Origin of the sequence: Helicobacter labetoulli (genome assembly GCF_003670275.1) — a bacterium.
In the GTDB taxonomy this organism is placed as follows: Bacteria; Campylobacterota; Campylobacteria; order Campylobacterales; family Helicobacteraceae; genus Helicobacter_C; species Helicobacter_C labetoulli.
On sequence record NZ_QXJF01000018.1, the window covers coordinates 24,559 to 41,592 of the forward strand.

The following is a 17,034-nucleotide window of genomic DNA, read 5'->3' on the forward strand; positions in this document are numbered from 1 at the left end:
GCTTTTTTGTCAAGAAAACTACATTACTTCTACACAGATTCAATGCTCCAATTCCACATATACTACCCAACAATCAACTGCGTAATCTTATGTCCCGCAAGTGCAAAGATATATGACACCACACTTGTAAAAATAAACAAATACGCGATAAACCGCTTTCCACCCGCTTCCTTGCCAAATACAATACTCGCTGCAAAACAAGGGTTATAAAACATAATAAACAAAATAAAAGCAATAGCACTAGGCAGGCTAACATTCTCTTGAAGAATCTCACGCAAAGGCATATCATTATTCTCATCAATACCCTCACCCAACGCATACAAAACACCCATACTTGAGATTATCGTCTCCTTTGCCAAAAGCCCATTGACAAGCGAAATAGACAACTTCCAGTCAAAATTCATAGGCGTGAAAAGTGGCTCTATAAACTTCCCTATCCGCCCCAAATAGCTTTGCTCTACTTTACTTGACTGGTAGGTATGCTGAATATTTTCTATCTCTTCTTGTATAGACTCTATGCGTCTATCTATATACCCATCTTCACACATCACGACAGAAACACCCCACCTTGCACTACCATCAGCATTCCTATGTTCCCACTCCTGCACACACTCTTTCTTGCCCCTTTGCTGCTCCAATTCCACAATCTTAGATTCTAGTGCACTCACTGTCTCATTTGTCTGCTGCTCTAAGGTCTCATTATGGGGAAACTGCGTCCCCACCCAAATAATCACAGAAGCAAGGAGTATAAAACTTCCCGCCTTTTTCACATAGCTCACTGCCTTTTGCCACACACTAAAAGTAATTAAACGCATACTTGGCAGCCGATATTTTGGCATCTCCATTACAAATGGCTCATCTTCACCCCTAAAAGCAGTAAGCTTTAGAATCTTAGCCATACATAGCCCCACCAATGCTCCAAAGATGTAGATTCCATACAGCACATTCCCAGCCACATTTGGAGTGAAAAATGCCCCAATAAAAAGCGTATAAACAGGCAGCCTCGCCCCACAACTCATAAAATTAATAATAAAAAGTGTCAGCATTCTATCATTGCGATTTTTCAGCATTCTCGCACTCATATACGCCGGAACAGAACAACCAAACCCCGTAACAAGTGGGATAAAACTCTTGCCGTGCAAACCAAACTTATGAAAAAAACCATCAAGCAAAAATGCTACCCTCGCCATATACCCCGTGCCTTCAAGCAGCACAATACCGCAAAAAAGTATCAAAATATGAGGCAAAAAACTAAGCACTGCTCCAACACCAGCAATAATCCCACCCGAAAGCAAAGACGCTAAAAATTCATTACCTATATGCTCCTCCACAAAAAAGCCAAAAGTAGCCATACCCTCCTCAATCCACACTTTAGGAAACTCTCCAAGATAAAAAGTAAGCTGAAACAAAAGCCACATCAACAATAAAAAAATAGGAATCCCAAGATAAGTATTAAGTAAAATCGCATCAAGCCTTTGAGTTGTGGAGAGCTGCTTTTTAGCGTGAGTTCGGCTAGATTCCATACTTGCACCCTTTGCGAAACTAATACTATCATCATTAAAAATATCACGCACATTTTGGCTTTGGGATTGTTTATAAAGCTGCTGTATGCATTTATTGACAAACTCGCTAAGTTCCGCCCAGCAGCCCTTATCGTGCAAACTCTTAGCAAGAAAATTATCCTGCATAAGTAGCCTAATTGCAATATCTCTTAAGCTCACAAGCCCCTTATGATTTTCAGCCAAAAGCCGCTCAATCTCATCATAACGCTTTTGTGTCAAAAAACTCTGAATCTTAGCTATCTCATTTTCTAAAAAATCAGCATATACTCGCTTGTTTGGCTTGAGTGGCTCATTTGCAATAAAAATTATCTTATCAAGCAAAGCCTCAAGATTCTCCCCGCGCAACGCAGACACGCTCACACACTCCACACCTAGAATCTCGCCAAGCGACGCATTATTAATCTCAATCCCCTCTTTTTTTGCCTCATCACTCATATTGAGTGCAAGACACATTTTACTTTGAAGCTCCATAAGCTGCGTAGTGAGTAGCAAACAACGCTCCAAATTTGTAGAATCTAGCACATTTAAAATCACATCATATTCTTGAGATTCTAAGAATTGCTTTGTTACTTGCTCCTCAAAAGAGTAGTCATTTAAGGAATATGTGCCGGGCAAATCAATAATACGCAAAGTGTAGCCCTTGTATTCAATCTTTGCTTCTGATTTCTCAATCGTAACACCTGTGAAATTCCCCACCTTTAAATGCACACCGCAAATCTTATTCACAAGCGAGCTTTTGCCAACATTTGGCTGTCCAACGCATACTATGGTAATTTGTTTCATTATAATTCCTTGTTTGATAATGTAAGATAGTGTTGATTTTTTGGAATTGTAGCTAGATTCAAAACGCAGAGTCAATAAAATTAGTATTTATTCTTACTTATACTTAAATGGCTTATGCCACAATAAAAATGATAATAGATGAATTCTCACTACAAAGTGATATTTTCTATAAGCTCAATGTGTTCGCCTTTGATGATTAACGCATCAAGGCAATATTCTTGTGTGAGATTCTGTGCTGAAAGATAGAATCCTATCGTGGATATAAGCTTGTCAATCTTGCTTGGCGTGATATTATAAATAGGCTCAAAGCCACTCTTAGCCCCGACACTCGCACTTTTAACTTCAACAAAATGCAAGATTCCATTCTTTTGAGCAATGATGTCAATCTCCCCATATCGTGCAAAAAAGTTTCGCTCCAAAATCTCAAAACCATTTTGAGATAAAAACGCACACGCTCTGTCTTCTGCTTGCTTACCCTTTGTCCTACTCATATTCATCTTCAAGTCGCATTTTGAAGGGCTTTTGCGTGATAGAATCTATCTGTTCCAACTCACATAAAGCGTGATTAATCTCCCTTTCATAGCAATGATGTGTAGAAAATAGCATTGTGGCGATATTTTTCTCATCTGTCTCTTTTTGCAAAAATGCACCAATAGAAATATTATGTCGCCCTAGAATCTGTGCTACCTCCCCTAACACTCCGGGCTTATCTCTCACATAAAGGCGTATGTAGTAGCGTGAGTGAATCTTTTCTTTATCTTTCAGTCGCAATTTACCCTCTTCCAAAGGTCGGCTAAAGCCAAGCATTGCCGCACTCTCCCCCCTAGCAATAGCGACAATATCACTTATCACCGAACTTGCTGTTGCTTCCCCTCCTGCTCCCGCTCCATAATACATACTCTCCCCTACATAATCACCTATCACACTAATGCCATTCATCACGCCATCAACTTTGCTAATCATAGATTCTTTTTTAATCATACTTGGATGAACGCGTAACTCCACTTCATCATCTTGCTTTTTAGCAATGCCTAGAAGTTTAATCACATAGCCAAACTCATTGGCAAATTCCATATCATCGGGCGTTATATCAGCAATACCTTCAATCAATATATCTTCGGGCATAGCGTGGATTCCATACGCAAGAGAAGCAAGGATTAAAAGTTTATGTCCCGCATCACCACCATTAATATCAAGGCTTGGATCAGCCTCCGCATAGCCAAGATTCTGTGCTTCTTTGAGGGCTGTGGCAAAGTTTTTGCCAAACTGCTGCATTTGAGTTAGGATATAATTACTCGTGCCATTTAAAATCCCGCGGATTCCCAAAATATGATTAGCACTCAAGCCATCTTTTAAAACGCGTATAATAGGTATGCCACCACACACGCTTGCTTCAAATCCCACAGGCAAACCATTTGCAAGTGGTGCAATATCGCTTCTATGATAAGCAAGCATTGCCTTGTTAGCGGTGATAAAAGCTTTTTTTGCTTTCAATGCTCTTTGTGCTATTGTGTATGCAAACTCCACACCACCCATAAGCTCAATAACAACATCAATCTCACTATCTTGTAAAATATCATCTACATTTGTGCTAAGGGTTATATTTGCATTCGTATCTATGACATTCAACTCTGCAAGCTTTTTTTCTGCCTTTTTCTTATCACGCACGACAATGCTTTTTAAGACTATCTGTTTTCCTGCCCTTGCATTAATAATCTCACCATTTGCTAAAATTGCCTTTAACACACTAGAGCCAACAACTCCAAAGCCAACCATTCCCAAAACAAGCTTTGACATCAAATAATCCTTAAAATCTTAATAAAATCTTATGAAAATTGCTTCAAAAATGCCTTGAGATTCCGTGCGGATTGGCGGATTCGCTTTTCATTTTCAATTAACGCAATTCTCACATACCCTTCTCCATAATCCCCAAAGCCCACACCCGGACTTACAGCAATTTTCGCCTCTTTTAAAAGCCTTTTTGAAAATTCCAAGCTACCCATATCACCCACACATTCAGGCAACTTCGCCCAAATAAACATACTCGCTTTTGGCTTTTTCATCTCCCAACCCGCTTCTTTAAAACTCTTAATCAGCACTTCCATACGCTTTTCATATTTATCGCATATCTCTTCCACGCAGCTTTGGTCTCCATCAAGGGCAATGGTAGAGGCAATTTGCAAGGGCGTGTAGATTCCATAATCAATCCAGCTTTTAATCTTTTGCAAAGCTTGAATGATTTTCTTATTGCCCACCACAAAGCCAACTCGCCAGCCTGCCATATTGTAAGTTTTACTCAGCGTATAGCTTTCAACCGCCACATCTTTGGCTCCGGGGATTTCTAAAATACTTGGCGTTTTAAAACCATCAAAACAAAGCTCTGCATATGCAATATCAGAAATAATATAAAATCGCTCTTGTTTTGCCATAGCCACTAAACGCTCATAAAATTCCTTATATACAATAATGGTCGTTGGGTTATGCGGAAAATTCACAACAACAAATTTTGGACGAGGCATTACTTCTTTTAGCACCCTTTTAATATTTGCAAAAAAATCATTTGCATCAAGCTCCATTTCATCATTCCACTTTAACCCAAAAGTAGAGACATTCGCCCCATTAAGAATAAAAGCATAATAATGAATAGGATAAGCGGGTTCGGCTACAATGGCGTTATCACCCGGATTTGCAATGGCTTGAACTAAATGCACATAGCCTTCTTTACTCCCCATTGTTACACACGCTTCAGATTCTGGGTCTAAATCCACGCCATAAGTTCGCTTATACCAATTACAAATTGCTAAACGCAACTTGTAGATTCCGCGACTTACAGAGTAGCCCTGATTTTTATCTTTTTGTGCAGCTTCACATAGCTTTTGGATAATATGTTCGGGCGTCTTACCATCTGGATTTCCCATAGAGAAGTCAATAACATCTTCATTATTACGACGCATCTCAAGCTTAATCTCATTAATAGCAGCAAACACATACTTTGGCAAACGCTTTGTCTTATCAAACTCAATCTCATCAAACATACTTCTCTCCTTATCACTAGATTCAGAATCTACTTCAAACTCGCAGTAATTCCGCCCTTAAGATTCTCCGCTCCATCATAATCTGTAATCATCACAAACTTCACACCCTGTGGAATCTTAACCTTCACACTATCATTGCCGCCTGTATTGCTTAGCATATCTATTATACTTAGATTCTTATCATACAGCACAATGTGTGGATTCCATTTTGGAAAATCACTAGCTTGGATATACAAATCTCCGCTCATATTCACACTCACCCAATACTCTCCTGATGCATCACGCCATTTGAGTGTTGCCGATTTTGCAAGAAACTTTGTGTTTGGAAGTCGCGGCTCATTCACCTCAAGCATATATTCCCATTTTTGTGCATTGACACGATTTATATCAAGGCAAACAAAACCTCTCTTTCCTAGCTCATCAATAATAATTCCCATATCTGGGCTATGCTCGGTGTTAAAAGAAAACTCTACGCTTGAGAGACCACCGCTTAATTCTGCTCTACTTACGACAAAATATGAATAACCCATTGTGCTTAAAATATTGTTCCCAACCTTTGTGAGTAAAACAGGACTAGTCCTCGCGCTAAAGCTTAACTTCACCTCGCTTGGTTGCCCAAAGCGTGAGCTAAGCAGACCATTACTTTTAAGCGCATAAACAATCTTAGCAATATCAAGTCGTCCGCCAGTGTAGTAGAGATTCCTATTAGCAAAGATTCTATTAATGAAATTTGCATTTGTTTGATAGCTTTGTTCCCCCATAAGATTCTTTATCTTATCATCAAACGCATCAGCCCACGCACTCGCTATAATACAAGCAAGAATAAAAACAAACCTTACCATTCAAGACCGCCATTAAGCTGCTTAAAACGCGTATAATTCACATCTACAAGACTTGAACCATCAAAATACATTCTTACAGGATGTTTGTTGCCGTGAGGCACTTCCTCGCCATTAAGTGTAAGCTTAAATACACTATGCCCCATAACAAGAAGCATTTTATTATTCAAAGGTATATCATACTCCTTTTTATATGAAAACTGCTCCTTGCTTCCGGTCTCAAGGTTAATCACACCAAGCCACAAATCCTGCTCGGCTTGGATATGCAAGATATTATCACTGACTTGCTTTTTCTCTTGGGCATTTGCTTGAGAATCTACTTGAGCAGATTTAGGATTAAAGAAGAAGCTTTGCTCTGGATGGCTTAATTGCTGATTGTCTTGAGATTGCGTTGGTTTGTCTTGTTGGGTTTGCAAAGCAGAATCTTGAGCCTGTGTATCCGTTAAAACATCTTGAGAATACATCTCTTGTGTTTGTAGATTTGGCTGTTTTGTTTCTTCTAATGGTTTTGTCGCGTCAAAAAACACACCATCATAACCCTCATTATCAACCTCTTGATTTTTTTGGGATACTGCACTTGATTTTGAATCTTGTGTTGCCCCGTCATTATCTTGCAAAAAAGCCTTGTATGCAAAATAACCCATAAGTGCAAGAAAAACAAGCCCCAAAATCACATAAACCCAAGAATAAGATTCTGCGTGAGATTTAGTCGTAGGTTCATTTTTAAGTGCAAGTTCAATCACATAATGCTCACGATCTTTTTGTAAATCTTTCTTTTTTTCTTCTTCTTTTTCTTTTACAATAGCTATATTCTCAATTAATTTTTGGGAGCGTTCCTCCTCGTCTTGTTTGCTTATCACCTCTGCCACACTATTTATATCAGGCTTTTGCAACTGCTCTTTAAAGAGAATCCAATCACGCAAATCAACGCCATATTCACGCTCCAAAATTGCAATAAAACCCTTTGCCCGCACATTGTCAATCTTATCAAAACGCTTCTCTAACACATCTTCAATTTTTGAGCTTGCAAGCTTTGTTGTTTTGCTTAGCTCCTTTAAGCCAATAGCCTTAAGTTTTCCTAGCTCCTCATCAAGTAATTGTGTATTAATGTTTCCCTGCATAATTAATCCTATCTATTAAAATTCCCGTAGCTACCGCTACATTGAGCGAATCAAAGTGATGTTCCATTTTGATGGAAAGCATTGTATCAAGTTTGTGCTTCAGCCGTGCTGATAAACCCACAGATTCACTGCCTAAAAATAACGCCCATTTTTGATACCTCTCCACACTCTCCTGCCCTTGCATATCCGCACCTACAAGGGTAAAGTTTGCATTTTTAAGCTCATTTAGCACATCAAAGACTTGTGTAAAAACCCCATAAGGCATATGTAAAAATGCTCCACTTGAAAGACGCACGATACTTTCTATCGCTTTTTGACTAAGACTTGGCAAACAAATCACGATTCCACCTACCCCCAAGGCATAAGCTGTGCGAAAAATTGAGCCGACATTCCCCACATCGCTAATCTCACATAGCACCAAAAGTGAATCTTTTTCCTTTAGCTCTTTGAGGCTTGAGGGCTGTGGAGGGGTGATTTGCGCGAGAATCCCTTGATGATTGCCGCCGTGTGCGAGAGCTTGAGCTTTTTTGTTATCCACACGCTTTATAGGCTTATCCAACTTACTTAGTTGAGAAAACAGCTCTTTTGGCAACTCTTTTACGAGATAAAATTCCTCTATGCTCCAAGGACAAGTTTTTATGGCATACAAAATAGGCTGCTTACCATAAATAATCACCGCTTACTCCACGCTTAGGATTTCTTCATAGCATTGCTTGATACTTTTGCCACTCATCTTGCTTAAAATCTTTGCCTTAATTTTTGGTGGAATATCAAGCATAAGTGCCTCTTCATAATCAAGTGTATTCTCACTATGCTTTAAAGCGTGTGAAAAATCAAGTATCAGCACCCACTCCCCGCGTATTACAGAATCTTCTAGCATATCGCCAACCTCTTGTGCTGTGCCATAATATCGCTGCTGATGAAGCTTTGTTAGCTCCTTTTGCACAGCAATACGGGTATGTGGAAGCAAGAGTGCAATATCCTGCAAGGTTTCTAAGATTCTATGTGGGCTTTCATAGCAAATCGCACTATACGCCCCACCCATATTGAGCCTAGCAATCTGCAAAAGTTTCGCTTGTCGCTCTAGCTTTTTATGTGGTAAAAATCCTACAAAAACAAATGGTGTGGATTCTACACCACTCCCACAAAATGCCACATTTAACGCACAAGCCCCGGGCAAAACATCAAAGGCAATGTGATGTTCTATCGCATACGACACAAGCTTCGCACCCGGATCACTAATACAAGGCATTCCCGCATCGCTAAGATACAATACATTAGAATCAAAAAATCTCTCCTGTAAAGAAGAGAAAAACTCATCTTGATTATGTGAATGAAAAGACCTGATTTGTTTAGAATCTAAAAAATCCTTTAGATTCATATCATTTGGAAGTTCAAGGATATCGCGTGAGATGAGTAGCTCTAAAAGCTTTTTGGCTACTCTTGTATCTTCACACAAAATTACATCAGCCAACCTTATTGCCTCCAACGCCCGCAAAGTAATGTCCTCAAGATTCCCAATGGGGGTTGGCACAAGTGTTAGCATAGACTTATTTCATATTGTATTTTTGGCGGAATTTCTCAACGCGTCCAGTGATGTCAGTGATTTTATCACTTCCTGTATAAAATGGATGGCAAAAGCTTGAAATATCAATACGCAATTCACTCTTATTGCTTAAAACTTCAATTTGCTTTCCACTTGTTACGCAAGTTACCTTACAAGGGATATATTCTGGGTGGATTCCTTTTTTCATTATGTGTCCTTTTTTGTGTGATAGTGTAAAAAAGCGTGGATTATAGTAGAAAATGGTTTAATTCCTGCTTTAATTACAATAAATTTAAGCAAAAATCTTTAAGGTATCAAACTAGGGTTGCAAGGCTAGAATCCTAGCCTTGCTTAAATCTTTATTTAGATTCTTAGAATCCAAATTTAGCAAACGCAAGGGCGGAATGCTGCCATTTACCATTAAACGCATTGCCGACGAGATTGCCAAGTGTAGTGTCGTTTGTCGCTACCTTGCCTGTCCCCACATATCCGGCACCGACTTTGAAATACATTTTATCACTTCCTTGCCAAAGCACAATAGAGCCAACTGCAGAGATTTCCTCATAATCACCGCCAGAGTAAAGCACATCAAGGGCTAGACGCTTAGATTCAACTCCACCAAAGACATACCAAGTATCGCCATAACCAAGGAAACGACCAACACCAGCACCACTCATACCACCACGATAGCCATAGAATCTTGCTCTATCTCCAAAGTTAAGCAAATGTGAGTTTTTGCCATTTGAAATATATCCTGCACCAAGCTTTAGCCACTCATTAAATCGCAATTCTTCATCAATCCAAAAAGTCATACCATTTGTGCTTTTGCCATCGCCTACGAGATTATCCATACCATACACGGCACGCAAAGTCGTCTTTGACTGCACACTTCCAGAGCTAAGATCAAGCTGTGCTTTTGCACCTGCGTTTAACACATCGTGTGTGCCAGCTACATAACCATTATCATCTGTAAGATAGCTCACAAATGGAGAGACTTTAAACATTTCGCCAAATTTAATATCCACACCACCGCTTACGAGCTCACCTTTCTTGTCTTTTTGATGTTGATAAGTATCAAAGCTTGAAAGCTCATAGCCCATTCTGTTATAAGCCTGCCCTGCTCCAAGCTGAGAGTTTCTCCAATATGCCCATAAGCTTATAGCTCCACCATCTACATTTAACGCACCACCTTGCACATTGCCATAAATCCAATCCACACCTGTATAGTTTTTGCCATCAATACCTAGGAAAAACTGCCCTATATCAAAGCGTCCAAGCACAAAGCTCAATCTCCCGCCATCATATTTAAAATACGCATCAGAGACATCAGCATAATTTGGAAATGCCCTTTTAGTGATAGAATCATTCTGTGAAATATCATAGAATGGGTAAGCACCCCAGCCACCAAGACCAATGCTTACATTTTTACCCAACCCTAGATCAATCCCTACGCGTGCAGAAACATTACCATAAGCTGCTTGAACTGTTTTGCCCTTATCATTTGTTATATCTAAACCACCAAATCCTTGATGATAAAATGCTCCTAAATGTCCAAAAGGATTTACCTCTACCGCATTTGCACCTACCGCCATAGCAGAAGCTAAAGCAAGTGAAACATACACTTTTTTCATTAAAACTCCTTATAAAAGATTAAAAACTAACTTGTGCAAAGACACGAGTCAGCAGATAATTCCTACCATCATTGGCAAAAATTGAATTATCAAGCGTAAAATCGGCATTATTTACCATTCCTATAATTTTTACACCCAATTTAATATTCTGTTGTGGTTCAGAAACAAGTCCCACTTCCCAGTTAAATATATTCTTGCTTCCTATGTTTGTGTGTCTAATCGCTGCATCAAGCTGCACATACTGCTTTAAGTCATATTCTAAGAATCCATAAAGTGATGTAGCATTATTGTAAAAAAGTCCCTCTCGTCTTTCAAAATAGCTACTCTGCCCAAATGAATCAATCCCCCTAGCTCCATTTTCAGCCACAGAGAGAACACCACCTCCAACATTCATACCTAACCACTTTGCTCCACCCTCTAGCCATACAAATCCCCCATCACCCTTTGTGCGTGAATGGTCAATAATCTTATCATTCCTAGCACTAAAAGACAAAAAGTGCATTTTTCCATATAAAAGTGCGGTATTCACGGGCACAGCCACAAGCACCTTAGCACCAAAGGCAGTAAAATCATTAGGAGCAGCATAAATATATGGGGTAATTTGCAAAGGAGATTCAGGGAGCGTGATGGTTGCCCCTAGATACAATGCCCCCACACTCCCAAAAGGATTTGCAAAACTATCCATTCTATAATTTGTTACATACGCATTCTTATATGCCCAAATAAAATCAAGTTTAAGATTCTCTATATCTTCATAAGTTGCTGATACGCCTTGCGTATAATGCTTAATCCATTCACTATTGGTTCGAAATCGTCCCGCATATATACTTAAACGATCGGGATTTACAAAACTCGCATAGGCTTCTGTAAGCACAAAATTTTCCTTTACCTGCGAAAAATCCCCACTTCGTTTCTGATACAGCTTTGTAGCTGCCCACATTGAACCACCAAATGCTAGACCTCGAAAGCTTTGAGTTTGATAGGCAAGTGAGACATTGGCATCAGCAAAGCTCGGCGCTCCACCCGTCATACCTTGATAATACACCCCCATATGCCCACTTGGACGCCCGGTTAGGAGTAATTGTGCGATATTGTTTGCATTTGCAGCTTCGTAGATTCCACACATACACAATAGAACTGCGAGTATTCTTTTCATAAAATCCCTTTAATCCAATCCCTAAATCCTTTTAGAGACCAAGCTTTACTTTTTGTAAGGGGTTATCAGCAAAAATAATTCCATTTCTTTCTTCTAGCTACAAAATAAGCCTATATCCACATTTTTGACACAACGCACAAGGGGCTTTTCCACGCTCTAACTCTAACGCAAATCTTTTAAACCCATCACTTTGTAGAATCTCCCCTATACTCTGCATTTTTACATTACCAAAACTCGCCCTTCCAGCATAATCAATACAACAAGGCACCATCTCACCATTACTCAAGATTCCAAACTGCTTTATCGCTCCATAGCAAAATACTTGAAGGGAGTTATTGCTTGCTTGATTGTCCTTATACCTACTTTGCTCCCATTCAAAAGAAGTCTTAGGATTAGCAAATACCTTTGCCCCAAGTCTCACTCGCCCACTTTTAAGACTTTCTATAAATACACTAGAATCTAGCCCAAAAAATCTAGCCACGAAGCCACACAGCTCCATAAACTCCACGCTCTGCCCTGCAATATCATCACTATGCAAACGCAGATTCACAAAAATGGGGGATTTTTTTGCGAGATTGAACGCACAAAATTTGAGAATCTGCCCCAAATGTCGCTTTTTTAAAAGATGTTTATTTGCCAAAAATGCACTCAAAGAAAATGCCACCTGCACAAATGGCTCTTGTGTAAGTAGCTCAAAATGCCACTCCTGCAAGAAAAGTCCCGTGCTAACAAGCTCCACTGCCAAATGATATTTTTTTAGAATCTCCACATAAGAGACAAGATGTTTCACTCCCAAAGGATCGCCTAAAATATGCAAACACACTCGCTTTGCCCTAGATTCAATCTGTTGGCATATATTTTCAAACAGCTCCAAATCCATAGCTCCGCGTCTTTGCTCCATACTTGCACTTGGGCAAAATCCACACTTTAGCCCACAATAATCGCTTATTTCAATATAAATCTTTTCAAATTTTGGCTTAGATTCTAGTTTGCATTGTGGCGTAAATTTTGCTTGAAACTGCGGATTGAATCCTTTCTTACACAAGCTTTTCACACTCCGCTACCTTGTAGCTCAAAACAAAAGAGATGAAAAAACGCCCCTATAATCTTTTCATCTCGTTGATAAACATTTGGCAGATTCAAAGCCTGAAAAAACTCCGTCTTTTCCTGCCTTTGCGTATTTTTAGCCTTAAGCTCATCTATTATCTCATTAAGATGATATATCCTTTTACGCTCATAGTCATACTGCCCCATCATCAGCTCTACAAGACAAAGCACCATAGCAGCAAGTTTTGATCGATTAAAAATCATTTGAGATTTTTCATTGTGAATCTCGCCTAGATTCACACTCATCATTTCATTATGAGATAAAAGCTCTAAAATCCGCTTAGATTCTAAAGGCATAATAAATTCCAAAGCTTTATGCAAAGCAAAAGGCAATTCCTTTGTATTGTGCAATTCTTTTTGCATTACAATGCTTAATGCCCTACTCATCGCCATAAGATATTGTGGCATATCTTTAGTGTTAGGATAAAAGCTGTATGTAAAGCCCTGCAACTTACCAAAAGCCTTGAGCGTGTCAAAATAGCCAAGCTCCAAGTTCTCTTCAATACTCATTTTGTCAAAATCAAGCATACCGCCAAGGGGCTTAAGGGGGTAAATATTTTTCACAAGCGGATGATGACTAAAGGGGTGAGATTCTGGATTAAGTGCTATGGCGATAACCTGCTCTGCACCTAGCTCAAAAGCAAGACTAATAGGGAGATTATCATAATATCCTCCATCTATATAGCCCTCCCCATCAATCTCACATACCGGAAAAGCCGGAAAACACGAGGCTGAAGCCAAAATCCACGAAGCGAGATTCTCCATTGAAAGCTCATTTTTATATTTTTTTACAGGCACAAAGCTGGGGAATCTCACACTCATTAACGCATAATCTACGCTAGAGCTAAAAAACCGCTCATCAACGCATTTTTGAATAATCTTTTTAAGCGGAGCAATATCCATACCCTTATTATCCTTGTAGCTTTTGATAAAAGGCAAAAGTTTCTCACTATTCTCATAATAATACTGCAAGTCCGTGCGGAGATTTAGCCCATTTAGCACCACCTTATCTATATCTATCTCCCGCCACAGCCCCAAAGCCTTTTCATGGTCTCCAAGCACCATTAGCACACCATTTAAAGCACCTATGCTTGTGCCTGTAACTATATCATATTCTATACCAAGCTCTTTTAACGCCCTCCACGCTCCAATTTGATACGCCCCCTTAGAGCCTCCACCTCCAAGCACAATAGCTACTTTCACTTTTTTCCTTTATGTTTTTTTATTATGTTTGTCTTAGAATCTCACCATAGATTCTATAAAATTTTATAGAATCCACCTTTCAATCCCAACGCTAAAAATCCCAAGATTCTAGCTTGTCATTACTTACAACTCGGCCTGTATAACTTGTATAATAAATATTCTTAGAATCTTGCTTTGTTATTCCAAATATCATACAAAAAACTTAGTTTTTATTATATAAACTCACTCATTAAAGTTTATAGAATCATTATAAACTTTACACATAATTTAATATTTTCTGCTATGATTGCCACTTCAATTTGAATTTTAAGGAGAAAAAATGGCAACAAAACATCAATTTCAAACAGAAATTACACAACTTTTAGACCTAATGATACATTCCTTGTATTCCAATAAAGAGATATTCTTGCGAGAGCTTGTAAGTAACGCATCTGACGCACTTGATAAGCTCTCATATCTCACGCTCACACAGGATAATCTCAAATCCCTAAGCTTTGAGCCACGCATTGACATATCCTTTGATGAGCAGAAAAAAACACTCACCATAGAGGACAATGGCATTGGTATGAGTGAATCTGATATGAAAGAACATTTAGGCATTATCGCAAAGTCTGGCACAAAGAGCTTCCTTAGCCAACTTAGCGGGGATAAAAAGAAAGATTCAGCACTTATTGGGCAGTTTGGCGTAGGCTTTTACTCGGCATTTATGGTAGCACATCGTGTCGTGGTGCAAAGCAAGAAAGCAGGTGAAGAAAAAGCCTATGCGTGGGTAAGTGAAGGCAAGGGCGAATATGAGATTGGCGAGTGTATTAAAGAATCTCAAGGCACACAAATCACGCTGTATTTGCGAGAGGAAGATGCACACTTTGCGTCTCGTTGGGAGATTGAAAACATTATCCATAAATATTCCCAGCATATCGCATTCCCTATTTATCTCCATTACACAGAGACCAAGAGTGAAAACACAGAAGATTCTAAAAAAGGAGATTCTACAAAAGAGAGCAAAGAAAACAAGCAATCCCAAATCAACACCGCTAAAGCCCTATGGAAGATTCCAAAATCCGAGCTTAAAGATGAAGATTACAAAGAGTTTTACGCCACACTCTCACACGATAATAACGAGCCTATGCGGTGGATTCACACAAAGGTTGAAGGCAATTTAGAATACACCACACTTTTTTATATCCCTAGCAAAGCACCATTTGACTTATTCCGCGTGGATTATCAATCAGGTGTGAAGCTCTATGTCAAACGAGTATTTATCACTGATGATGATAAGGAGCTATTGCCGCCATATTTACGCTTTGTGCGTGGGGTGATTGACAGCGAAGATTTACCTTTGAATGTGAGCCGTGAAATCTTACAACAAAATAAGATTCTAGCCAATATCAAATCCGCCTCCACAAAGAAGATTCTAGGCGAAATTGCCAATATCGCAAAAAATGATGAGGATTATAAAAAATTCTACGAACAATTTGGCAAAGTGCTGAAAGAAGGCTTATATGGGGACTATGAAAACAAAGACAAGATTCTAGAACTTTTGCGATTTGAGAGCGTAAAGGCTGAATCTATCTCGCTTAAAGCCTATAAAGAAGCGATGAGTAGCGAGCAAAAGAGTATTTATTATATGCTGGGTGAAAATAAAGAGGCAATTAAAAACGCACCATTACTTGAAAAATACACACAAAAGGGCTTTGATGTCTTGCTTTTGAGCGATGAGATTGACTCTATTGTTATGCCGATGGTGGGAGAATATGATAAAACGCCGCTAAAAAGTATTAACAGCAAAGAAGCGCTAGAAGAGCTTGGTGAGCAAAGTATTGATGAAGCGACACAAAAAGCATACGAGCCACTTATGAAAGCCTTTAAAGAAGCGTTGGGAGAGCAAATTGCTGAAGTGAAACTTTCACAACTAGGCGATTCTCCAATCACGCTGATTAAAGAAGACTCTAATCCAATGATGGCAAATCTTATGGCACAAATGGGGCAGAAACTCCCTGAATCTAAGCCTATCTTAGAGCTTAATATCACCCATCCGCTTTTTGAAAAGCTCAAAAATGCAAGTGCGGAAAAAATCGCTCAAAGTGCTACTTTGCTTTTTGGTGCAGCTGTGGTGCTTGAAGGCAACAACCTTGAAAATGCTAAAGCTTTCAATACTGAACTCCACTCCCTTTTACTCCAAAGCCTTTAAGGCTTTGGGAGCTTATTTGCTTGTCATTTGTAAATATCTTTTACTCACTCTTAATAGCCTTAAGCACATTATTCTAACCGCTCATATTCTACATTTCTTGTGATGAATTACATCTTTTTAAACTTACACGCTCATTTTTACACTAGCTTTATTTCATTGTATAATTTAGTAACAAAATACCTAAAAACAACACGAGCAAAAAACATTAATCTTTTTTTGTTTCAGCTAGAATTCCGCAATTATTTCTCATATTTTTGAAGTAAGTTGGAGATTAGTATGTTTGCATCATTTAAAAAACTCAAATTTGGCACTAAGATGAATCTTGTCATTGCCCTTGTTGTTTTAGTTTGTATTGGGATTATAGCTCTTATCATTCTTGTGCAATCTCGCTCTACGCTTGATAAAGAAGCTAAAACTATGCTCTATAATGTTGCCAAGCGGCACGCAAATAATATTGCCCCAATCTTTGATGAAAGCTTCGCGCTTTTAGAGAATACACAAGGTGTTATTAATAATTTTCTTAAAGCAGGAATCACACTTGATAATAAAACCATTGATGTGAAGAGACAATTGGCGGAGTTTCCACTTTTGAAGTATGGCGTAATAATGGATCATTTTGGAGCGTGCTTGTCTCTGCGCCGCAAACTTCAGTCTATGTACCACTACGAAAAATCACAATAAGTATGCTCGTATCTGTTTTAGCGAGTTTTATAAGTATTGTATTTATCATTTCACTTTTTATTAAATTTACCCTTGTAAAGCCTCTATCTGCTATCTCCCAAACTCTCTTTGAATTTTTTAAATACCTTAATCATCAAAGAAAAGATGCTCCTAATCCTTTAAAGATTATCGCTCAAGAT

Annotated in this window: 15 protein-coding genes; 2 read left to right on the forward strand and 13 right to left on the reverse strand. The window is 38.9% G+C overall.

From position 1 onward, the window contains the following. Nucleotides 1–62: 62 nt before the first annotated feature. The 13 genes from feoB to EBF12_RS09520 form a co-directional block, all read right to left on the reverse strand. On the reverse strand, nt 63–2,345 hold the full coding sequence (gene feoB, locus EBF12_RS09460) for a ferrous iron transport protein B (protein ID WP_121727424.1): 2,283 nt from the start codon (nt 2,343–2,345) through the stop codon (nt 63–65). A 149-nt stretch (nt 2,346–2,494) separates the two neighbouring features. After that, nucleotides 2,495–2,836 (reverse strand): YraN family protein, encoded by a 342-nt coding sequence (locus tag EBF12_RS09465; protein ID WP_121727439.1) that lies wholly within the window; start codon nt 2,834–2,836, stop codon nt 2,495–2,497. Then, complete coding sequence (locus EBF12_RS09470) at nt 2,829–4,145, reverse strand: homoserine dehydrogenase (protein ID WP_208630978.1); 1,317 nt, start codon at nt 4,143–4,145, stop codon at nt 2,829–2,831. Before EBF12_RS09470 ends, EBF12_RS09465 begins: the two co-directional genes overlap by 8 nt. Nucleotides 4,146–4,171: 26 nt before the next feature. Next, nucleotides 4,172–5,380, reverse strand: coding sequence for an LL-diaminopimelate aminotransferase (locus EBF12_RS09475; RefSeq protein ID WP_121727426.1), 1,209 nt, complete (start codon nt 5,378–5,380; stop codon nt 4,172–4,174). Between the two features lie 29 nt (nt 5,381–5,409). Next, a complete protein-coding gene (locus EBF12_RS09480) occupies nt 5,410–6,222 on the reverse strand; it encodes a hypothetical protein (protein ID WP_121727427.1) in 813 nt (270 codons plus the stop codon). Next, the gene (locus tag EBF12_RS09485; protein WP_121727428.1) at nt 6,216–7,340 is read right to left on the reverse strand and encodes a hypothetical protein; all 1,125 of its coding nucleotides are present in this window, start codon (nt 7,338–7,340) and stop codon (nt 6,216–6,218) included. Before EBF12_RS09485 ends, EBF12_RS09480 begins: the two co-directional genes overlap by 7 nt. Next, on the reverse strand, nt 7,324–8,016 hold the full coding sequence (rlmB, locus tag EBF12_RS09490; protein WP_121727429.1) for a 23S rRNA (guanosine(2251)-2'-O)-methyltransferase RlmB: 693 nt from the start codon (nt 8,014–8,016) through the stop codon (nt 7,324–7,326). Before rlmB ends, EBF12_RS09485 begins: the two co-directional genes overlap by 17 nt. 3 nt (nt 8,017–8,019) lie before the next feature. Beyond that, a complete protein-coding gene (gene rsmI / locus EBF12_RS09495; RefSeq protein WP_121727430.1) occupies nt 8,020–8,886 on the reverse strand; it encodes a 16S rRNA (cytidine(1402)-2'-O)-methyltransferase in 867 nt (288 codons plus the stop codon). Between the two features lie 4 nt (nt 8,887–8,890). After that, a complete protein-coding gene (gene rpmE, locus EBF12_RS09500; protein WP_002956610.1) occupies nt 8,891–9,094 on the reverse strand; it encodes a 50S ribosomal protein L31 in 204 nt (67 codons plus the stop codon). Nucleotides 9,095–9,257: 163 nt separating this feature from the next. Beyond that, nucleotides 9,258–10,517, reverse strand: a complete 1,260-nt coding sequence (locus EBF12_RS09505; protein WP_121727431.1) for a hypothetical protein — start codon at nt 10,515–10,517, stop codon at nt 9,258–9,260. A 19-nt stretch (nt 10,518–10,536) separates the two neighbouring features. Continuing rightward, nucleotides 10,537–11,673 (reverse strand): Opr family porin, encoded by a 1,137-nt coding sequence (locus tag EBF12_RS09510; protein ID WP_121727432.1) that lies wholly within the window; start codon nt 11,671–11,673, stop codon nt 10,537–10,539. 97 nt (nt 11,674–11,770) lie between these two features. Next, the gene (locus tag EBF12_RS09515) at nt 11,771–12,727 is read right to left on the reverse strand and encodes a radical SAM/SPASM domain-containing protein (RefSeq protein ID WP_121727433.1); all 957 of its coding nucleotides are present in this window, start codon (nt 12,725–12,727) and stop codon (nt 11,771–11,773) included. Further along, complete coding sequence (locus EBF12_RS09520) at nt 12,724–13,983, reverse strand: patatin-like phospholipase family protein (RefSeq protein WP_121727434.1); 1,260 nt, start codon at nt 13,981–13,983, stop codon at nt 12,724–12,726. The genes EBF12_RS09515 and EBF12_RS09520 overlap by 4 nt, the downstream gene beginning before the upstream one ends. A gap of 319 nt (nt 13,984–14,302) precedes the next feature. Between EBF12_RS09520 and htpG the strand changes: the two genes are divergently transcribed. Together htpG and EBF12_RS09530 are read left to right on the forward strand one after the other, a co-directional pair. Further along, nucleotides 14,303–16,174, forward strand: a complete 1,872-nt coding sequence (htpG, locus tag EBF12_RS09525; RefSeq protein WP_121727435.1) for a molecular chaperone HtpG — start codon at nt 14,303–14,305, stop codon at nt 16,172–16,174. 276 nt (nt 16,175–16,450) lie between these two features. After that, nucleotides 16,451–16,855 (forward strand): hypothetical protein, encoded by a 405-nt coding sequence (locus tag EBF12_RS09530; RefSeq protein ID WP_121727436.1) that lies wholly within the window; start codon nt 16,451–16,453, stop codon nt 16,853–16,855. Nucleotides 16,856–17,034: the final 179 nt, after the last annotated feature.